23 protein-coding genes and 2 tRNA genes are annotated in these 20,284 nt (G+C 44.1%); 10 read left to right on the forward strand and 15 right to left on the reverse strand.

Features of this window, described 5'->3' with window-relative positions; genetic code table 11:
* Positions 1-170: 170 nt before the first annotated feature.
* A complete protein-coding gene (locus D9A03_RS07225) occupies positions 171-1,748 on the forward strand; it encodes a peptide chain release factor 3 (protein ID WP_120496536.1) in 1,578 nt (525 codons plus the stop codon).
* An 88-nt stretch (positions 1,749-1,836) separates the two neighbouring features.
* On the opposite strand, the gene D9A03_RS07230 is transcribed toward D9A03_RS07225, so the two are convergent.
* Positions 1,837-2,175, reverse strand: a complete 339-nt coding sequence (locus D9A03_RS07230) for a DUF1491 family protein (protein ID WP_120496537.1) — start codon at positions 2,173-2,175, stop codon at positions 1,837-1,839.
* A 227-nt stretch (positions 2,176-2,402) separates the two neighbouring features.
* On the opposite strand from D9A03_RS07230, the gene D9A03_RS07235 reads away from it, so the two are divergent.
* The 3 genes from D9A03_RS07235 (at position 2,403) to D9A03_RS07245 (ending at position 2,930) form a co-directional block, all read left to right on the forward strand.
* Positions 2,403-2,479 (forward strand) — tRNA-Pro (locus D9A03_RS07235).
* A 48-nt stretch (positions 2,480-2,527) separates the two neighbouring features.
* The gene (locus D9A03_RS07240; protein WP_120496538.1) at positions 2,528-2,833 is read left to right on the forward strand and encodes an ETC complex I subunit; all 306 of its coding nucleotides are present in this window, start codon (positions 2,528-2,530) and stop codon (positions 2,831-2,833) included.
* Positions 2,834-2,853: 20 nt separating this feature from the next.
* Positions 2,854-2,930 (forward strand) — tRNA-Arg (locus D9A03_RS07245).
* A gap of 180 nt (positions 2,931-3,110) precedes the next feature.
* Here D9A03_RS07245 and D9A03_RS07250 read toward each other — a convergent pair.
* On the reverse strand, positions 3,111-3,335 hold the full coding sequence (locus D9A03_RS07250) for a hypothetical protein (protein WP_162938018.1): 225 nt from the start codon (positions 3,333-3,335) through the stop codon (positions 3,111-3,113).
* 184 nt (positions 3,336-3,519) lie between these two features.
* On the opposite strand from D9A03_RS07250, the gene D9A03_RS07255 reads away from it, so the two are divergent.
* Both D9A03_RS07255 and D9A03_RS07260 read left to right on the forward strand, forming a co-directional pair.
* Positions 3,520-4,080 (forward strand): hypothetical protein, encoded by a 561-nt coding sequence (locus D9A03_RS07255; RefSeq protein ID WP_120496540.1) that lies wholly within the window; start codon positions 3,520-3,522, stop codon positions 4,078-4,080.
* A gap of 134 nt (positions 4,081-4,214) precedes the next feature.
* Positions 4,215-4,967: a hypothetical protein gene (locus D9A03_RS07260; protein ID WP_120496541.1), complete on the forward strand. Its 753-nt coding sequence runs from the start codon at positions 4,215-4,217 to the stop codon at positions 4,965-4,967.
* Here D9A03_RS07260 and D9A03_RS07265 read toward each other — a convergent pair.
* Positions 4,964-5,284 carry a dATP/dGTP pyrophosphohydrolase domain-containing protein gene (locus D9A03_RS07265; protein ID WP_120496542.1) on the reverse strand — a complete coding sequence of 107 codons (321 nt, stop codon included), beginning with the start codon at positions 5,282-5,284 and terminating at the stop codon, positions 4,964-4,966. The genes D9A03_RS07260 and D9A03_RS07265 overlap by 4 nt on opposite strands.
* A gap of 143 nt (positions 5,285-5,427) precedes the next feature.
* On the opposite strand from D9A03_RS07265, the gene D9A03_RS07270 reads away from it, so the two are divergent.
* The 4 genes from D9A03_RS07270 to D9A03_RS07285 all read left to right on the forward strand — a co-directional run bounded on the left by D9A03_RS07270 (position 5,428) and on the right by D9A03_RS07285 (position 7,644).
* Positions 5,428-5,916, forward strand: coding sequence for a GNAT family N-acetyltransferase (locus D9A03_RS07270; protein ID WP_216825408.1), 489 nt, complete (start codon positions 5,428-5,430; stop codon positions 5,914-5,916).
* 192 nt (positions 5,917-6,108) lie between these two features.
* Positions 6,109-6,783, forward strand: a complete 675-nt coding sequence (locus D9A03_RS07275) for a MotA/TolQ/ExbB proton channel family protein (RefSeq protein ID WP_120496543.1) — start codon at positions 6,109-6,111, stop codon at positions 6,781-6,783.
* Between the two features lie 3 nt (positions 6,784-6,786).
* On the forward strand, positions 6,787-7,227 hold the full coding sequence (locus tag D9A03_RS07280) for a biopolymer transporter ExbD (protein ID WP_120496544.1): 441 nt from the start codon (positions 6,787-6,789) through the stop codon (positions 7,225-7,227).
* A gap of 3 nt (positions 7,228-7,230) precedes the next feature.
* Complete coding sequence (locus D9A03_RS07285; RefSeq protein WP_120496545.1) at positions 7,231-7,644, forward strand: biopolymer transporter ExbD; 414 nt, start codon at positions 7,231-7,233, stop codon at positions 7,642-7,644.
* A gap of 9 nt (positions 7,645-7,653) precedes the next feature.
* On the opposite strand, the gene D9A03_RS07290 is transcribed toward D9A03_RS07285, so the two are convergent.
* From D9A03_RS07290 to D9A03_RS07345, 12 genes are all read right to left on the reverse strand, one after another.
* Positions 7,654-9,573 carry a PAS domain-containing sensor histidine kinase gene (locus D9A03_RS07290; RefSeq protein ID WP_162938019.1) on the reverse strand — a complete coding sequence of 640 codons (1,920 nt, stop codon included), beginning with the start codon at positions 9,571-9,573 and terminating at the stop codon, positions 7,654-7,656.
* A 64-nt stretch (positions 9,574-9,637) separates the two neighbouring features.
* Positions 9,638-10,219, reverse strand: coding sequence for a hypothetical protein (locus D9A03_RS07295; RefSeq protein ID WP_120496547.1), 582 nt, complete (start codon positions 10,217-10,219; stop codon positions 9,638-9,640).
* 127 nt (positions 10,220-10,346) lie between these two features.
* Complete coding sequence (locus D9A03_RS07300) at positions 10,347-10,934, reverse strand: thymidine kinase (protein WP_120496548.1); 588 nt, start codon at positions 10,932-10,934, stop codon at positions 10,347-10,349.
* Between the two features lie 39 nt (positions 10,935-10,973).
* The gene (locus D9A03_RS07305; RefSeq protein ID WP_254054989.1) at positions 10,974-11,942 is read right to left on the reverse strand and encodes an adenosine deaminase; all 969 of its coding nucleotides are present in this window, start codon (positions 11,940-11,942) and stop codon (positions 10,974-10,976) included.
* Between the two features lie 53 nt (positions 11,943-11,995).
* On the reverse strand, positions 11,996-13,216 hold the full coding sequence (locus D9A03_RS07310) for a phosphopentomutase (RefSeq protein WP_120496549.1): 1,221 nt from the start codon (positions 13,214-13,216) through the stop codon (positions 11,996-11,998).
* Between the two features lies 1 nt (position 13,217).
* Positions 13,218-14,540 carry a thymidine phosphorylase gene (gene deoA / locus D9A03_RS07315; protein ID WP_120496550.1) on the reverse strand — a complete coding sequence of 441 codons (1,323 nt, stop codon included), beginning with the start codon at positions 14,538-14,540 and terminating at the stop codon, positions 13,218-13,220.
* The gene (gene deoC, locus D9A03_RS07320) at positions 14,540-15,295 is read right to left on the reverse strand and encodes a deoxyribose-phosphate aldolase (protein ID WP_120496551.1); all 756 of its coding nucleotides are present in this window, start codon (positions 15,293-15,295) and stop codon (positions 14,540-14,542) included. Before deoC ends, deoA begins: the two co-directional genes overlap by 1 nt.
* Positions 15,296-15,299: 4 nt before the next feature.
* The gene (locus D9A03_RS07325; RefSeq protein WP_120496552.1) at positions 15,300-16,118 is read right to left on the reverse strand and encodes a purine-nucleoside phosphorylase; all 819 of its coding nucleotides are present in this window, start codon (positions 16,116-16,118) and stop codon (positions 15,300-15,302) included.
* The gene (cdd, locus tag D9A03_RS07330) at positions 16,090-16,512 is read right to left on the reverse strand and encodes a cytidine deaminase (RefSeq protein ID WP_120496553.1); all 423 of its coding nucleotides are present in this window, start codon (positions 16,510-16,512) and stop codon (positions 16,090-16,092) included. Before cdd ends, D9A03_RS07325 begins: the two co-directional genes overlap by 29 nt.
* A gap of 1 nt (position 16,513) precedes the next feature.
* Positions 16,514-17,488 (reverse strand): ABC transporter permease, encoded by a 975-nt coding sequence (locus D9A03_RS07335; RefSeq protein ID WP_174233636.1) that lies wholly within the window; start codon positions 17,486-17,488, stop codon positions 16,514-16,516.
* Complete coding sequence (locus D9A03_RS07340) at positions 17,481-18,614, reverse strand: ABC transporter permease (RefSeq protein WP_120496554.1); 1,134 nt, start codon at positions 18,612-18,614, stop codon at positions 17,481-17,483. The genes D9A03_RS07335 and D9A03_RS07340 overlap by 8 nt, the downstream gene beginning before the upstream one ends.
* Positions 18,611-20,263: an ABC transporter ATP-binding protein gene (locus D9A03_RS07345; protein WP_174233637.1), complete on the reverse strand. Its 1,653-nt coding sequence runs from the start codon at positions 20,261-20,263 to the stop codon at positions 18,611-18,613. The genes D9A03_RS07340 and D9A03_RS07345 overlap by 4 nt, the downstream gene beginning before the upstream one ends.
* Positions 20,264-20,284 lie beyond the last annotated feature (21 nt).

The raw sequence follows: 20,284 nt of genomic DNA on the forward strand, positions 1-20,284 counted from the left end.
AAAATTACTTTTAGAGAAATACATCTTTCATGGAGCTTTTAAATTATTGGCTTCTAACTTGACGTTATAGTTATAAAAAGAGATTGTCTCCCCAGATTTGAGTATGTGCACTATGGGACTTCCTACAAATGTGTACATAGCTGTGTACATATTAGCAGAAACAAGAAATCATGACTTCTGAAATTGCCAAACAGGCCGAAGCCCGCCGCACATTTGCTATTATTTCGCACCCCGATGCGGGTAAAACGACACTGACAGAGAAATTACTGTTGTTGGGTGGTGCTATTCGCATGGCGGGGCAGGTGAAGGCCAAGGGCGAAAACAGACGTGCACATTCTGACTGGATGAAGATTGAACAGGCGCGCGGTATTTCGGTTACAACTTCGGTTATGACCTTTGAATACGAAGGGGCAACCTTTAACCTGTTGGATACGCCGGGCCACGAAGATTTCAGTGAAGATACCTACCGCACACTGACTGCGGTTGATTCTGCGATCATGGTGATTGATGCCGCCAAGGGTATTGAGGCGCAAACGCGCAAGCTTTTCGAAGTTTGTCGCCTTCGCGATATTCCAATTATTACCTTCGTCAACAAGATGGACCGCGAAGGCCGCGAGGTTTTCGAAATTCTGGATGAAGTTGCCGAAGCACTGGCTCTGGATACAGTGCCGATGGTTTGGCCTGTTGGCGGCGGTGGTACTTTCAAAGGCTGTTATGATCTTGTCCGCGAAGAAATGATTCCCTTCACCGGGGAAGATAGCTATGGCACACCAATAAAAGCTGAACTTCTTGGTGACGAGCTACCAAATCTTATTCCTGGCGATCAGTACGATACGCTCTTGGAAGAAGCTGATCTGGCGATGGATGGTTATCCTGCTTTTGATTTGGAAAGCTACCGCGAGGGGCATTTGACGCCTGTATATTTTGGATCGGCCTTGAAAAGCTTTGGTGTGAAACAGCTCTTGGATGCTGTCTTACAGTTTGCCCCGGCGCCAACGACGCAGCCCGCAGAACCAAAAGCGATTGAACCTTCTGATAGCAAGGTTACCGGCTTTGTCTTTAAGGTACAGGCGAACATGGACCCGAAACACCGGGACCGTATTGCCTTTATGCGTATCTGTTCCGGTAAGTTCAAGCGTGGCATGAAACTACACCAGATCGGTACGGGTAAATCCATGAGCATCCATAACCCGATCATGTTCTTTGCCCAGAACAGAGAACTGGCCGAAGAGGCATGGCCGGGGGATATTATCGGTATTCCCAATCACGGAACCCTTCGGGTGGGGGATAGCATGACAGAGGGCGAAAACATACGCTTCTCGGGTATTCCAAGCTTTGCACCGGAAATCCTGCAACGGGTGCGTCTTGATGATCCACTCAAAGCAAAACATCTTTCCAAGGCTTTGGAGAGTTTGGCGGAAGAGGGCGTGACACAGGTATTTCGCCCGATCATCGGCGCCAGCTATATTGTTGGGGTTGTCGGACAGCTTCAGTTGGAAGTCCTGTTGTCTCGTATCGAGCAGGAATACGGTATTAATGTTGGTTTTGAACCTGCACCCTTTGTGACAGCCCGTTGGGTGACATCAGACGATGCCGCCGCGATGAAACACTTCCTGGATCGCAACAAAGGCTCTCTGGCAGACGACAGAGACGGATGCCCGGTATATATGGCACGTAACCACTGGGATATGGGCCGTATTCAGGAAGATAACCCCAAGCTCAACTTTACGGCCACCAGAGAGCGGTAGGGGATTTCCGTTATCTGCGCCCCCTGATTACAAATCAGGTGCTCTGTCCTGTGAGCTCGAATTAAAAAGATGGCGTAAACTTCCGGTGTTAGAGAATTTCTCCGCCAAAGGGATTTACGCCGTTTCTGTCTTCGAACTCTACCACCCAAAGGTCAGGGTCGCGTTTGACGGCGCGTTCTACATATTCGTGGGCAGCATAGTCATCCATAAGCCCGCCCTTGTTCGCGGCAAGCCAGGCCAAATTTCCGTCAATATCGCGCGTTTGGCTCAACACCTGACAGCCGGGTCCCAGAAGATTGATCTTTAACAGCAAACTCCCGCGATCCGGATCGCCTTTGTGGATGACCATAGCCGGGATTCCATTCTGGTTGGACTGTCTGACCTGCGCCATGATCCAGAGATCTGATCCGAGGGAATTGTCTGTCATAGGTTACCTGTTATAGCCTGCTATCTCTATGGTGGTCGATAAAGGAGAGGTCTTAGGGGAATTTTGGGGGCCGCGCAATATCGTTTAGCCGCCTTGTTTATCAGAACGGGGTTAAAGACTTTCTTAAGTTATTCAGCGCATTGTCTCTTTTAAGGCGAAAATTACAATGATTTAAAAAAAGACTGTTGCCTTGCGTGTTACTCTGTCTTATACGATGACCGTGGATACGGGGAGTAGCGCAGCCTGGTAGCGCATCTGGTTTGGGACCAGAGGGTCGGAGGTTCGAATCCTCTCTCCCCGACCACTAAAATTATATCGCTGGTTTCTTGAAGACCTGATACTAGAGGTAAACATGCAAGTTCGTATTTATCAGCCGCCGAAAAATGCAATGCAGTCTGGTCGTGCAAACACCAAACGCTGGCTGGTTGAATATGAACCTGACGCAGCGCGCGAGATTGAACCGCTTATGGGCTGGACATCTTCTCGTGATACGCGCGGACAGCTTCGTATGTGGTTCGATAGTAAAGAAGAAGCGATCGCATATGCACAACGTCAAGGTGTTATGTACAGCGTTGAAGAGCCAAAGGAACGGAAATTGAAGCCCAAAGGATACGGCGATAATTTCAGTAACAACCGCCTCGGTCGCTGGACACACTAATCACCTGACAAAAGAATAAAGCGTCCGTAGCTCAGCTGGATAGAGCAACTGACTTCTAATCAGTAGGTCGCAGGTTCGAATCCTGCCGGACGCGCCATATAAACCCCTGATACTCTTTATGAAAATGAGTGTTAGGGGTTTTTCGTTTTGCAGGGGTTCCCACTGATTTTTGTAAGGGTTCCCACTCTTCATTGATCTTTAAAGTTACGACGGATGGTATTCAAGTGCTCAATTGCGGTTTTAGCGCGCTGTAATCAAGCTTACTAACTCCCAACCTTTAAGTCAGTTCATAAGCCCGTGTGGCAGTTGTATAGCGCAAGCCGTGAAGGGTGCCTTTCAGACCCGCCTCTTTTAAAGCTGCTCGCATGCTTTTCTGGAAAGTGTCAGTAGATACTGTCTTGCCCTTTAGCTTCTCTTTATTTGTGAGTAGAGTCATGTGTTCATGCGTAGCAAGCCATTCGGTTAAAGCCTCTATCCGAATGTTTACAGTTTTGAATGGCAAGTTGGGTGAGCTTTGCAAGAAAGCCTGTGATTACGCTGGAGAGAATAAAAGAAGCTTCGCCTCAAGAGGCGGGTAGGTTTTAAGATCTTTTCAAGAACCAATTCCAAGATAAGTACGACATAATAGTGAGTGATTATATGATGGGTTCAAAACAGAAGAAAATTAAGGGCATCAGGATTTACCAATGAACTTAAAGTGTGCGCTGAAATGGGCTTTATTGCTGCATCTGACATACGTTCCAGCTGCTTTCGCAGATGAAGGTGTGCGGGTTAAAGAGGTAGCGGTTCATTATGCCATCGCATTGGATCACCCTGATGTGGCGCGGCTTGGTGCTTATCCAAAACTAACAAAATATAATCTGCATAATGATGCGGCACCCGCAAAGGTAGATGTGGTGGTTGATTTTCAGGGAAATCTAGCCGCTGCTGTTATTCTGAATATTATTCCTGTCGTGGGGAAAACAGATTGGTCAGCGAGAGAGGGGATCTCGGATTTAGAGCTTCTGGAAAGTTCGAAAGTTGAGTTCCCCGGTATCCTGTACCGCGAAATAGAAACCAATGCTCCTGATGATCACAGAGTGGTTTTTCAGGGCATCAATCTTGATGAGTTAATCGGGCGATTTACAAAGTCAGATCTATGGCCGCGACAGTTGATTTTCAAAGTTGGTTTGATTCCACGCGGATTAGAACCCAATATATCTGATAACCTGGGGAGCTATATCTTAACTCTTGATCCACCTGATTAAATTATAATGTGGTGCTTTATATGCCAAATTTTTATACTAAAATTCCCGTAAAAGTTGCTTTAATAAGAGTGTTACGATATTAAATTAGTTATGACCATAGGGTATTTGATGATCAAGGTTGGCATTTTTTCTAGATGAATATTTTTGAATTTATAACTCAAGATGAGATAGATGCGTTACCTGACGATCCAGAATTAGCGTTTATAGAATTTATACATCATGCTCAAAAAAGGTTAAACCAATATACAAAAACAATTGATGAAGAACATGAATGGCATTTAATTGAATCTGCTCAACATGGATTTATGAATGTAACCATAGCCTTTGCAAAAAATTATAAGATTAAACCTTTCGAAAACATAGATGTTCCAAGGGTTGATGATAGGGGCGCTAGTTCACTTAGTTACCGTCAATATCAAGCAGATCTAGATCATTATATGGCCCAGCTTTTAATCGGAAACAGTAGGAAAAAGAAAAGAGATTCTGTTTATATCGAGCCAATAGTGAAAGACAAAATAAAGAGCTACATTAATGGGTTAAAGATAGCTATTGATAATTCAGAATTTTCAGAAGAAAAACGCGCTAGTTTGCATGAGAAATTAAAGAAATTTGAAAGGGAATTAGAAGCGCAAAAATTATCGATTGTAGCTGTTACAAAACTTGCTTTTGTCATTCTATCTGCTCCAGGTGCCTTGTGGGCATCTTATGATGTAGCGAGCAAATTGACGACAAATATCCTTCAAGCTGTTGGAGAGGCAAAAGAGGTTGAAGATGATAAGCAACAATTACCTATAACAGAGACCCATACGGCTCTAATTCCACCAAGAAGAATAGTGTTAGATGATGAACAGGATTTACCATCTGATTCTGATGAGATTCCTTTTTAATTCTCATGATAAGACGGTTCGCCTTCGGGTGTTCTTTTGTAACTCCTGCCTTTAAGTACTTCCAGCTTATCAAATCCTGCTGAAATCAGGTCATCAAGACTAAACCCGGCACGCCTTGCGGCGTCTGTAACCAAGAACAGGCAGTCCACATATTCGGTGATATCATCCGGGCAGTCGATGGCTTCCTGTGCTTCGTCGATCAAGTGGCGGAGAGGGCCGATGGGGCCTTTTTCTGTGCCAAAGGTTTCTTCGCTCCAGCTTTGATGTGCTTGATAAAGTTTCAGGAAATTGTGGGCTGTTTCGTCTGTGTTCTTCATGTCTTCTCTGGATAATTTGAGGGAGAGATTCTGGCGTGATGCTTAAGTGAGGCGTTTTCTGAAAGAAATTAATATGTAAATCGAGGAAGGTTCCTTATAGCATAGAGCCTGTCATAGGTAATGATTTTAAAAGGGGGAATGGAGTGAGCATTAAAGTCAGATTTGCGCGAGAAGATGATGCGGAAGAGCTCTGTGGTCTTTTGAATGAAATCATTGAAATCGGTGGCACGACAGCGATGGAAGAAAGCTTGAACGTTGATCAGTTCAAACATTACTTCCTAACCGGAGATCATTGTATTTGCTGTCATGTCAGCGAAGACGATGAGGGGGCGATCACAGGATTTCAGGTTCTGGGAAGACATTCTGAACTTCCCGGTGATTGGGCTGATATTGGCACCTTTGCCAGAGTGCACCCCCGTGTCTATGGTGTAGGAAAAGCGTTATTTTCTGTAAGTTGTCAGTATTTGGTGGGTGAAGGTTTTTCCACGATTAACGCAACAATTCGTGCTGATAATAGCAGCGGGCTTCGGTATTATGAAAAGATGGGCTTTACCACCTATAAAACGACAAAAGCCGTGCCGCTAAAGGATGGTACTTTGGTTGATCGCTTCTCGAAATCTTATCATTTATAGCTGTTTATCTACCTGTCTGTCTCTGAGTCTTGAGCAAAAATGAAGCTAAAACAGCTATGAGGTAACAATCGTCTTTGATCTATAGGTTTAAGCAATAAGGATTCATTTGCCAGTTTTTACTTGATTTTACGCCTCAAGAAGTAAATAAGATTGATAATCATTATCATATAATTTCTTCTAGAGGATCTGACTGTGCTGCAAACCTATGAAATGCTCGAAAAAGCAGGTGTTGTCGGCTATTGCCTTGTGGGATTGTCTTTTCTTACTTTAACAATTTCTCTTTCCAAGATTTTACAATATTTATGGCTTAGGTTCTCTTGCCAAAAAGGGTTATTCAAAGCGCTGGATTTGGTGCGTAGCGGCAAAGTACTGGAAGCAAAATCACTTGCCGATGGTGGTACTGTCTGGAGCCAAAAGCTCTTTTATGCCGCGCTTAACAAAGGTTTGGCCATCAACAGAGATGAAGAACAACACTGGGACGATGAGGCGCAAAAGCTCGGTGATAAACTTCTGACCAATCTGGAAAGTGGTTTGAGTATTATTGCCTTGATTGCAGCTTTAAGTCCGCTTCTGGGGTTGCTCGGCACCGTCATTGGCATGATCTCGGCTTTTCAGGCATTGGAAAGTGCAGGAAATAATGTTGATCCCAGCCTTTTGTCGGGGGGCATTTGGGAAGCATTGCTGACAACTGCTTTGGGCTTGGTTGTTGCTATGCCAGCTATGGTGCTTCACGCGCTTTTAAAATCTGCGGCTCACAAGCAACTGACTGCGGTTGTGGAAAAAGTAAACGACCTTACCGAGCATCTGTATCTCAATAGGACAGAAGAGATTAACCAAAGCCTGATCACCCCTAAAGCTGCGGAATAAACAATGCAGGTGAAGAGACAGGGAAGCAGTACAGCGCATATTGGCCTAACGCCGTTAATTGATGTTGTTTTTATTTTATTGATCTTTTTTATGGTGGCGACATCTTTTGATATGCCGAGGTTGTTATCTCTAAAGCCAGCAACAGGTGGCAAAGGGAGTATATCTGAGCGACCTGTTGTTAGAATTACCGTTGGTTCCAATGGAGGGTGTTATCTGGATGAAGCTTTTCATGATTGTAACGAGATAGGCAGTATAATTCATGGGCAAGGGCAGGGCGATGTTTTGCCTGTTGTGGCGCTTACGCCCAGGGCAGGAACAAAGCTGCAGGACATTATCGGAACGGTGGACGCCTTGGCGTTGAGTGGACTGAACGACACTGTCCTGATGCCCAGTTCTGATCAAATTCAAGATAATCGTCAGGATCTAACTGGGGCAAAGGAATAAAAAATGCGTGTTCCTTTGAAAAGATCAGAGAACGAGCCTGTTGTTGAAACAATGCTACCCTTGATCAATATTGTTTTTTTGATGCTGATTTTCTTTATGGTCGCGGGACGGATACAGCCAAAAGAACATGCTGCAATTATTTTACCTCAATCTTCTATTGAAGCAGAGATGCATGGCGATTTGGCTAACGTTTCTATCTCTCGAAATTTTCAGATCCATTATCTGGGGCAAATATTTGGCCAGACTGAGTTTCTAAAGGTCATTGAGATCGAGAAACAGAATATCCTTCTTACAGGCAATAGCTTTACGATACGGGCAGATGAAAAAACAGATGCGGGAAAACTGTTCGCATTGTTGGTAAAGCTCAAGGCATTAGGTATAGAGAAGCAGGACTTGGTGACGATACAGGGTCGCTGACATCAACCACTATTGAACAAATCGTTCTTTTGGCAGTGAAACCGTTACTTTTGTGCCTTGGCCCAAGGTGCTTTCAATATTCAACGTGCCTTGATGAAATTCAATAAGCTTTTTGGTTAAGGACAGGCCTATTCCTGTGCCCGATGCTTCTGTTGTCAATGATGTTCCTATGCGGACAAAAGGCTCCAGAATACGGGGTAAATCAGCCTGATCCATACCAATGCCAGTGTCTTCCACTATTATATCAAATCCAAAATTTGTCGTAGAGGTTGACAAGGTTACGGAACCGCCATCCGGGGTGAATTTAAAGGCGTTAGACAGAATATTGATCAGGATCTGTTTTACCGCCCTTACGTCGATCCGAAGCGATAAATTATCAATGTGCCCTTTTAAATATTCAATGTTTTTTGCATGTCCCGATCCACCTATAATACGGTCTGTTTCTTCCAGCAGAACAGGGAAATTTATGATTTCTTCTTCCAAACTATAGCTGCCAGCCTCAATTTTTGACAGGTCCAGAATATCATTGATGATATCCAGCAAATGTCGGCCACTGGCGTGGATATCAGTTATATATTCCTGATATTTCGAGTTTTCTATCGGGCCAAAAAGGCTTTGTTGCATAATGTCAGAATAGCCAAGAATGGCATTGAGGGGTGTCCTTAATTCATGGCTCATATTGGCGAGGAACTCTGATTTGGATCTGTTTGCAATGTCGGCATTTTCCATTGCGGATAACATTTTCTGCTTGTCTCGATAGTGTTGGGTGATGTCTCGAACTAGGATCACTACGCGGTCAGGAGCATTTTCTAGATCTTTAATCAACGCACTGCGGGCTTCAAACACCTTTGGTTCAGATTTGATGTTCAGTCGATATTCTTTGGTTTGAACGTGTCCGGATTGAACTGTATTATGGATAAAGGAAAGCCATTCATTGGCCTGATGTTCAGGCATAATCTGGTGCAATGATTTCTCTAACATCTTAGCTTTATCAAAACTCAAGAGGTCCTGATCGCCATAGATATTGATGATTTCACCATCCAATGAAAAAATCATCCCAAGATCAGGCATTGCGGTGATGTGCGCTTTTAGGTTTGCTTCGCTTTTTTTATGCGCATCTTTTAATTGCATCAGGTGAGTTACATCCTGTGCTGTTCCTTCATAGAATAGGATATTTCCGTTGTCATCTTTTATGGCTCTGGCGGTTTCACTTATCCACCTTTTCTCAAAATGATTATGAGTTTTAATCTGTGAGATAAAGCCTTCAACAAAACCGTTTTCATCAATCAGGCGTATAAATTCTCTACGCCGATCTTTTTCAATATACAAATTTTCTTCGTTACTCTGCACGGTTTGAATGAGTTCTTCTTCGCTTTTACAATTATTCATTCGCACAAGATAAGGGTTGGCCATTAAAAATTTACCGTCCGGTGTTACCCGATAAAATCCAATGCCAGCATTTTCAACTGTATCACGAAAGCTTCGCTCTATCTGGTTTAAAGATGCAGTTCTAGCCTCGACTTCCTCTTCCAATTTGCGAGTTGTCTGAACAAGTGTTTTGTTTGTATTGCGATAAAAGAGGATAGTTACGGCGACCAAACCCAGAGAGAGAAAAATAGCAAGGAATATACCCTGTTGGCGCAACCCCTGAATTGGACCAACGATTTCGCTGTCTGGTGCTGAAAGAGCAATAATAAATTTTTTATTATCGATAAAAGCAGTGTCCCATGCGATTAACTTCCGAAAGAGCTTATTTTCATCTGCACGTGTAACTGAAAAACGATATTCATCCTGTCCACTGTTTTCAGACAAAAGACGTTGGTCAACCCGTTGGAGTCCCGGTTTCCCTTTATGCATGCCATCATAAATATTTCGACCAATAATTTCTGTTTCATGATCGTAGAGAATGACACCGTTTTCATTTATCATATACCCCGCGCCATGTTGACCGGATCGTAATGGTGCAATGTATTTTTTAGATAAAAAATTCAAATCAACAGCTGTGACCAGACTTCCCTGAAAGCCTTTCTCGTTTCGAAGGGGTACAAGAATGGCAAAAAATTGTGTTTCTTCCTTTCACATGAAATGAGGGGACAATCAAGTCAATTTCTGATGAATTAAGGGCAATCCAGTTTTGGGAAATCCATTCGTCTAAGCTGGTTTCCAAAACAGGTTGGCTGGTTGATTTTTCAACACTTGAAAACTGTTGGACCTGATCTTTATCGTAAAAATAAACGCCGATAATTGCAGGGTTAAAAGCCATCGATTTGGCCAGATCTTTTTTTATATTGTCTTTGTCAAGAGCCCCGGTAAATGAGGACTTTTTATCATTACTTGCTAAATTGACAGCAAAACGTTGAATGTTATCTATGGCGTTTTGCAGGGCTCTTTGAGTGATTTGAGTTTGGAGAAGTTGTTGATCATTAAAAGATTTTTCTTGTTGCGTTATGGCATAGTTCTCAAGCTTGTAAACGGCTGTAATAAAGCCACCGAATAAAAGAACGATTATAGAAATATACAGAAAGGACGTTGCACGCCCAAAATTATGAAGAGAGCTTTGTATGCCTGTACTCATACCTGCTTATCCTGACCTTGTACCAAACGCGAACTAGTCTCTTCTTATGAAATGAGAGCTTATCTTATCGGGTGAGCGGTGTCAGGATATGAGATAGATGTTAATTATACCTGAACAGAACAAGTAATTATGAAGACCTTCTCAACACCTCTAATTTAAAATGCTTGCGACAAACAGGAACATAGCGGTCATTTCCGCCAATTTCCACTTGTGATCCTTCCTGGATCGGAGTGCCGTTTTCATCCACGCGCATGACCATCGTTGCCTTGCTTCCGCAATGACAAATGGTTTTGAGTTCATGAAGGACATCCGCCCAGGCCAGAAGCTGTTGACTGCCTTCAAACAGATTACCTTGGAAATCTGTCCTCAGGCCATAGGCCAGCACGGGAATATTTAACTCATCGACAATTTCACTGATTTGGTACACTTGCGCTTTTGACAGAAATTGGGCTTCATCAACAAAAACGCAATTAACTTTCCTATGCTTGATTTCGTCTTGGGCCATTTGTAACAGATTGTCTTCTTTTCTATAAATTAATGCTTCAGCCTGTAAACCAATTCGCGACGAGATCTTTCCCTTGCCATAACGGTCATCCAAAGCAGCTGTGAACAATAGTGTATCCATACCGCGTTCTTGATAGTTATAGCTGGATTGCAAGAGAACGGTGGATTTCCCAGCATTCATTGATGAATAGTAAAAGTAAAGTTTGGCCATAAATACATCAGATACAGAAATTAAGAGTGTGTGACATAACTATAGCCGTGCCAGCAATTTGTCTATGATCGCTTGGTCAGCAAAAGCATTTTCTATAGAACACTTTGTGATCTCGACTAAATCCTGATCGCTTAGGTTAAATTCTTGCGATGCAATAGTGTATTCATTTCCTATAGAAGTGTGGAAGAATGGCGGATCATCAGAACTCAGGGTTACTTTACAACCGGCATCGCGTAATTTCAGGAAGGGGTGGGCGTCAAAATCAGGATAAACTTCAAGAGCAATATTGCTTCCAGGACATACTTCGAGGGTTATGTCTTCGTCAATTAGGCGAGATATAAGATCGGGGTTTTCAATTGATCTCACGCAGTGTCCAATACGTTTAACCGGCAGGTGATCAAGTGCTGCAATAATGCTCTCTGGTCCGGCCATTTCTCCGGCGTGCACGTTACATGATAACCCGGCGCCGTGGGCTATATGAAATGCTTTTGAAAAATCAGAAGGATGATGGGCATTTTCATCGCCGCCCATGCCGAAACCAACAACAAAGGGGTGTGGAATCGCAGCTGTCTGTTTGGCAACATGAACCGCCTGTTCTGGTCCAAGATGCCGCACACAGGTAACAATAATACGTCCAGTGATACCAAAATCTCTTTCAGCATCCTCTATGCCGGCAATGATACCATCCAAATGATCCTGATACCCCATACCAGCCATAGCCGCGTGATCGGGAGAGGACATTACCTCTACGTAAATGGCATCTTCATAAGCACATTGTTTGAGATATTCGTAAGTGACATCCCTGTAATCCAAAGGCGTTTTGATCACAGCACTTGCAAGATCATAAGCTTTCAGGAATTCAAGAAATGTCGTCCAGCAGTAATTTCCCTCGGCATTAAAAAGGCCATCAGGCAGGTCCATTAAATTACGCTGTGCCAGACGTTTGACAAGATCCGGAGAAGTTGTTCCTTCCAGATGTGCGTGTAACTCAGCTTTTAGAACCATCATATATCTCACTTTTTCTTGTATTTCAGTGCTTCCTGACTTTTAAAAGCAAGGAGTTATAAAAATGATTTTCCTGCTTCCAAGGTACCTACTCCCAAGAAGGAAGCGATGCTCTGTCCAATATCTGCAAAGCATTCCCGGGTGCCAATATTTTGTGCTTTAATTTGGGGACCAAAAGCAAGAACAGGTATATTTTCCCGGGTATGATCCGTGCCGGTCCAGGTTGGATCGCAGCCATGATCTGCAGCGATAATTACCAGATCATCGTCTTTCAGTATTGAAATGAGCTCTGGAAGTTTTCTGTCGAATTCTTCAAGTGCTGCTGCATATCCGACTACATCACGTCGGTGTCCATACAAGCTGTCAAAATCAACAAAGTTGGTGAAGGTTAATGAGCCGTCAGGCGCCTTTATAGCTTGTTCCAGTGTACGTTGGAAAAGGTTATCATGACCCGACGCTTTAATAACCTGTGTAGGTCCCTGATGCGCATAGATATCAGCAATTTTACCAATGGCTATCATTTCCCGACCGGCTTCTTTTACTTTGTCCAGTAGGGTTGGAGCAGGTGGCAAAACGCTAAAATCACGCCTGTTTCCTGTACGCTCAAAATTATCCGGAGCATTGCCAACAAAGGGACGAGCAATAACACGGCCAATGTTATAGGGATCGACAAGAATTCGTATTTTTTCGCAAAGATCAATAAGCCTTTCTAGACCAAAGCTTTGTTCATGAGCAGCAATCTGAATAACACTATCTGCCGAGGTATAAATAATCGGTTTGCTGCTTTTGATATGCTCCAAGCCAAAGCGCGCTATAATCTCTGTGCCGGATGCGTGACATAACCCCAAGGCGCCGGGTAGATTGCCAACTTTAACTATGCCATCCAGAAGTGAGTCGTCAAAACAAGGCATTTTGTCCGGGAAGTATCCCCAGTCAAACTTGACGGGGACACCCGCAATTTCCCAATGCCCGCTTGGTGTATCTTTGCCCTTACTTATTTCGCTGGCAGCACCGTGTAATCCTGTGGCTTTGATTTGAGAGCTAAATCCTTTGGGATAGTTGCCAGTACTTTGATAGGCAGCATGTCCTAACCCAATGATTTCCATGTTAGGGAGATAAAGAGGGCCATGCCTGACGCCTTTTTTATCCGCATTGCCTATTGTACACTGTTCGGCAATATGCCCGAGGGTGTTTGAGCCTTTATCTCCAAAACTTTCAGCATCCGGCGCACCGCCAATACCAAATGAATCCATCAATAATATAAAAGCTCTAGACATATTAATTTACTAATGATTTTAAAATTGGGTGTTGTTGTTTGGGAGCTTTATCAACCACAGTCAGCCCATTTAGATATCGAGCTTTTGCTCGTGCTAACTGATCTTGTGAATTGGCGTGAATACGTGCAACGGGATACTTTGAATCAACTCGTGTTCCAAGGGGAGCAATGTGATCAAAACCTACGGCATGATCAATTTCCTGACCTGCTTTGGAACGACCGCCACCGAGGGTAACAACGGCCATACCGATTTCCCGTGTATCCATAGAAGCTAGATACCCTGATGTATCCAGATAGATGTCTTCGCAGTATTTTGCAGATTGCAGATAACTATCGGGCCTTTCACAAAAATCTGTAGGACCACCCAAGCCAGAAATCATTTTCTGGAAATGTTCCAAAGCTTTGCCGTTGGATAAAACGGTTATGACCTTATTATGTGCGTCATCATGTGTTTTTGCCAGATTACCCAGAATTAAAAGCTCTGAGCATAAGGACATGTTTATAATATCAGTACGCTCTTCTTTCTGACCGCCAGACAAGTATGACCAGGCTTCTTTTATTTCCAAAGCATTTCCTGCTGTTGAGCCAAGTACCTGATCCATATCCGTGATGAGGGCTCTGGTTGGTAAGCCAGCGCCATTGGCAACGTTTACGATGGTTTCGGCTAGCTTTTCGGCCATGGACAGAGTGCTGGAAAAGGCACCACTGCCAACCTTGATATCCATTATCAAACAATCCAACCCAGCTGATAGTTTTTTGGACAGGATGGATGCAGTGATCAAGGGGATGGCTTCAACGGTCGCTGTAATATCCCTTATAGCATAAAAACGTTTATCCGCGGGGGCCAAATCACCTGTTTGGCCGACAATGGCGCAGCCCGCAGTTTTTGTGATGGATTTCAGGCGTTTAATATTAATCGATGTTTGGTATCCGGGAATTGCATCCAGTTTGTCCAATGTACCACCAGTATGTCCTAAACCGCGACCTGATATCATAGGGACATATCCGCCACAGGCGGCAATGATTGGTGCCACCAGCAAGCTTAGCTTATCTCCGACACCGCCTGTTGAGTGCTTATCCAGCACAGGGCCTAAATCGTGTAATTCTGACCAGCCAATTTTCTCGCCTGACCTTGTCATGGATTGAGTTAAATTGACGGTTTCAGTAATACTCATCCCCTGAAAGAACACAGCCATTGCCAAGGCAGCAATTTGGCTGTTACTCATATCGCCAGATGTAATTCCTTTGACAAAATAGGCGATTTCATCGCTGCTAAGTTCTTGCCCTTCACGTTTTTTTCGGATTACTTCTTGGGGAAGAAACATTAGTAGGTGCTTTTTTGTTCAGAATCAGTCGTTTGACCCAAAACGCATAAAAGGTCATTCAAAAGGCCACTCGCGCCAAATCTGAAGTTATCAGCACAGACCCAGTTTTCACCCATAATGTTTTGAGCAAGCTCTATGTACTCAACAGCTTGTGCATGAGTTCTAATACCTCCAGAGGCTTTGAAACCGCATTTTTGATCACTATCCTTGATCGCTTTTAACATAGTTTCTGCGGCTTCGATTGTGGCTGATACGTCTGTTTTTCCTGTTGAGGTTTTGATAAAATCTGCCCCGGCATTAATAGCCGCAATACTTAAGTCGTAAAGACTTTTCATATTTTCAAACGCACCACTTTCCAGAATGACCTTGAGTGTTACTTGATCACCGCAAATATCTTTGCATGCACGTATCATGTCGGGTGTAGAGCTTTTATTGCCGGCGATCCATTCTTTGTAGGGGATAACCAGATCAACTTCGTTACCACCAAGTGTTATGATGTTTTTGGTCTGTGAAATGGCTGCTTCCAGTCCTTCACCACCCGAAGGAAAATTGGCGACTGCAGCAAATTTGACATCCTTTCCCTTTAATTCATCTTGGCAGATGGAGAGAAAAGAAGGAAACACACAGACAGCTGCAACAGACGTAAATGGTGTGAGAGCTTTCAAACAGAGGGTTTGGATGCTTTCGTTTGTATCATCAGCAGAAAGGCTTGTGAGGTCCAACAAACTTAAAGACAATTTTGCGTTTTTTGTCATGAGCTTACCTCAAATTCTTTAAGTAATTACTTATCAGTTTAATTAAATTATCAGTGGCAATTTTAGCATTTTTCATCGTCTGTTCATGGGTCAGGGCTGTATCACTCATACCGGCACCATAGTTTGTAATAATGGACATCGCTGCAGTTGGAATGCCTGCGCGTTTTGCCAGAATAACTTCGGGTACAGTAGACATGCCAACCGCATCTGCACCAAGGATTTTTGCTGCTCTTATTTCTGCAGGCGTTTCAAAGTTTGGCCCGGAGAACCACATGTAAATACCTTCATACAGCTTGATTTCATTTTCATCGGCAACAACTTTCAGGATGTTTCGTATGTTTGGATCATATGCATCGGTCATATCAACAAAACGATCATTTCCGCTGGAATCGATTAGCGGCGACATACCGGAATAGTTAATGTGATCTGTAATCAGCATCAGGCTTCCAGGGCCGGCTTCATCACGTAGGCTTCCGGCTGCATTGGTCAAAATCAACTGCTTACAGCCAATTCCCTTGATTGTCTCAATCACTATCAGCATACCAGTAGCATCACCATGTTCATAATAATGACTTCTGCCCTGTAGAATGAGAACTTCTATTCCGTTGATTTGTCCAAGGATCAAAGATCCGGCGTGTCCTTCGACGGAAGGGCATGGAAAGCCGGGGAGATCGGTAAATGAAATTGTCGTTGGGTCTTGTACAGCTTCAACAAGGGGGCCAAGTCCTGACCCGAGGATGATAGCTAACTTTGGGATAACGCCATTAAGGCGGCTCCGAATAATGTCTAAAGCCTCATTCGAGGATTGATTTGGGTTCGTCATTATTCAAATTATCAGGTCCAAATGAAAAGGGTAGGAGGTCTTCGGTTGTAAAGGTTTTCCGTAATCCCTCGGGGCCACAGATGTGAATTTGTGTTTTTGCATTTGCAAACTCACGAATTTTTTGTCGGCATCCGCCACAGGGTGTAACGAGTGCATCACCATCACCCATGATATAAATTTCAGCTATTTCGCGGCTGCCGTTTTGTACCATGGCCGCAATCGCGCCGCTTTCGGCGCATATACCTAACGGATAGGCAGCATTCTCGACATTACATCCATTATAATACTGCCCGTCTGTTGATTTTATCACAGATCCAACATGAAACTTGGAATAGGGGGCATATGCCCGTGACATGTTCTCTCGTAGTTGAGTCATGATTGCTGATCGTTCCATCTCAACGTTCCTTTACATAAGGACGGCCAATGGCTTTTGGTGCAACAGCCTTGCCTATAAAGCCAGCCAGCAGGATAACAGTCAGAACATAAGGCAGCGCCTGCATAAACTGGACAGGTATCTCGCCAATACCCGGCAGCGCGACCCCCTGTAATCTTACAGCCATTGCATCAAGAAAGCCAAAAAGCATGCAGGCGAGAAGGCCCGGTACAGGTTTCCATTTACCAAAAATCATCGCCGCAAGGGCAATATAACCTTGCCCGGCAGACATTTCTTTACCGAATGCTGCATTTTGTCCTGTGGACAGATAAGCCCCTGCAATACCACAGAGTATACCAGCAATAATAACAGAGCGATACCTCAGGAGCGTTACAGAAATACCCGCTGTATCAACAGCCTGCGGGTTTTCCCCGACAGCACGCAAGCGCAGTCCAAACCGTGTTTTGTAAAGTGCCCACCAAGTAATGGGAACGGCTAGGAATGCAATATAAACCAAAAGGTTATGACCACTAATTAACTCAACATACATGGTACCCAAAAACGGGATCTCTGACAGAAAATCTACCCCGGGTAATGTTAAGGGCGAAAAGCGAGCATCACCACTAAGTGTTGGTGTCTGGCCACCTTTATGGAACCATGCACCGCCAAGTGTTACCGTTAAGCCTGAAGCGAGAATGTTGATGGCAAGTCCACTCACAACCTGGTTTCCGCGATGGGTAATACAGGCAAAACCATGTAAAAGCGCCATGAGGACAGAGGTAACTATGGCCGCACCCAAGCCAATAAATGCAGATCCACTAACCGCTGCGACGGCGGCGGCGGCAAAAGCAGCAGCAAGAAGTTTACCTTCCAAACTGATGTCGATGATACCGGATCGTTCCGAAAAAATTCCGGCCATCGCGCAAAGCACCAGCGGTGCAGACACTCGCAGGGTTGAATCTAGCGTAGATAAAAGTAATAGGAACAAATCATCCATTTGTCTGCTCCTTTGCTGTACCGTTGCTTTCAACAATGGCCGTAAAAATACGTTCAATTGTTGGTCTGGTCATATAAGCCAATGCACCACAGAATAGGATGACGAGACCCTGAATAGCCTTAACCATCTCCACCTGTATGGTTGGAATTTCAAAAGATAACTCGGCACCGCCCTGATAAAGTGCCCCAAACAAAAGGCTGGCGATAACAATGCCGAAGGGATGGTTACGCCCCATCAGTGCAACCGCAATACCTGTGAATCCCGCACCAGTGATAAAATCAAGCATTAACCTGTTATGATTTCCCATAATCTCGTTGATACCTACAAATCCAGCTAAAACACCGGAAAGGCACATCGTGCCAACGACTAAACGTTGTGTATTAATTCCGCTATAGTTTGCGGCATTTTCATTAAATCCAAACATCCGAATGGCATAGCCCCAACGTGTATGCCAGATAAATAACCAGACAAAAACACAGCTAAATAGAGCAAGAAGTATTGAAAGATTAAGCGGTGATTTTTCAATATCTATTCCAAACCACCCAACAGCTTCCTGCATTGTTGGCATTTGAGCTGAGGCAAGAAAATCACGGCTTTCAGGGGACATTTGGCCAGGTTCAATCAAGACATTGACCAACAGATAATTCATTACACTGTAAGCTATAAAATTGAACATGATCGTTGTGATAACAATATGGCTGCCTCTATAAGCTTGGAGATAAGCAGGAACATAGGCCCAGGCTGCACCAAAAAGGCCAGAAGCAGCAATAGCGAGAGGTAAAATTATCCAAAAGGGAACATATTGGTCCAGGGCTAGGCAAAGCAAACCTACACCCAAGCCACCGATGTAGGCTTGACCTTCGCCACCGATATTAAAAAGGCTTGCGTGGAAAGCAACAGCGACAGCTAATCCAGTGAAGATATAGTTCGTTGTATAATGAAGGGTATAGCCTAAATTATAATCGTTCCCAAAAGCTCCATAGATTATAATTTTTACTGCTTCTATAGGATTTTCACCAATAATTAAAATAACGATCCCGGAAACAAAAAATGCCAGTAAAATATTGATCAAGGGAATGACACCAGCATCAATCCATGCGGGAAGGGCTTTGCTAGGACTGCTCATGCCGGGATCTCCTCTGAGTGTGTCGTGTTATTAGTGTTGTCTTGCTCAGAGCTTGTCTTGGACTGTGTGCCTGCATTCCCCATGAGAAGGCCGAGTTGGCGTGCATCTGCATCTTTACCTGCGACTTCGCCAACAATACGACCTTCGAACATGACCAGTATGCGATCACTTAAGGACATGATTTCTTCAAGTTCCACTGAGACCACAAGAATTGCAGACCCAGCATCGCGCATGGCAATCAGGTTTTTGTGGATAAATTCAATAGCGCCGATATCAACACCTCGTGTTGGTTGGCCAACAAGAAGAACTTCGGGACGTCGGTCCATTTCACGGGCAAGAACCAGTTTTTGTTGATTCCCGCCAGAGAAATTAGCCGATTTCAGTTTGGGATCTTCCGGACGGACGTCATAGTCCTGCATCAATCGGGTACAGTGTTCCTGAACAGCTTTGTTATCCATCAGGATCTTGCCATTATAGGCAGGATCTTCGTGGAACCCCATAATCGCAGTTTCTTGTGCGCTAAAGGCGGTTACCATTCCCATACGATGTCTGTCTTCGGGAACATGACCAACACTTAATTCTCTAAACTCTTTCGGATTTTTATGATTTTTGGGTGTGATTTGAACAGAGCCAATGTCAATAGATCCGGTTTGAAGCGGGCAAATGCCACTTAATGCTGCGAGCAATTCTGTCTGACCGTTTCCGGATACACCTGCAATGCCGACAATTTCACCAGCACGAAGGGTGATAGAGACATCATCCAGTTTGGTGACGCCATCTTCTTTATAGGAAAGGTTTTTGGCTTCCAGCAAAATTTCACCCGGATCAGGGTCAGTTTTATCGACTTCCAGAAGAACCTTTCGCCCGACCATTAACTCAGCAAGTTCGTTTTTGGATGTCTCTGATGTTTCCCGTTCCGAGACCATCGTTCCCGCACGCATTACAGAAACGCGATCTGTAATTGCCATGATCTCTTGGAGCTTGTGCGTGATTAGGATGATACTCACACCGCGACTGCGCAGGATATCAAGGATTTTGAAAAGCTGATCTGTCTCTTGTGGTGTCAGGACACCAGTCGGTTCGTCAAGAATGAGAATTTCAGCACCGCGATAGAGGGCTTTGAGAATCTCCACCCGTTGCTGAAGACCAACGGGGAGGTTTCCTGTCATCGCATCGGGATCAACGGCCAAGCTGTATTCCTTTGAAAGCTTGAAAAGTTCTTCCCTGGCAAATTGACTGCTTTTGTTTAAAAGAGGGGCGCCTTCTGCACCCAGCATAACGTTTTCAAGTACGGTAAAGGTTTCTACGAGCATAAAATGCTGGTGAACCATACCAATGCCATAGGAAATTGCATCTCTTGATGAGTGAATTTTCTTTTTTTGCCCATTGATAAGAATTTCGCCGCTATCTGCTTCGTAAAATCCGTAAAGGATACTCATCAACGTCGATTTTCCTGCACCATTTTCACCTATGATACCGTGAATAGTTCCGGGGAGAACTTTTAGATCGACGTTTTGGTTCGCTTTTACAGGGCCGAAGCTTTTACTGATTGCTCTCAGTTCAATAGCGGGCAGTTCAATAGAGGGTGGGGGAGCTGATTGCCCCCCCACCGCCTCAGACCCTTGGGTCTTGATGCGTTCTACGCTCATAGAAAAACCTAGTATCTGATT

The sequence above is a fragment of the Kiloniella sp. EL199 genome (assembly GCF_900313065.1).
Lineage (GTDB): Bacteria > Pseudomonadota > Alphaproteobacteria > Kiloniellales > Kiloniellaceae > Kiloniella.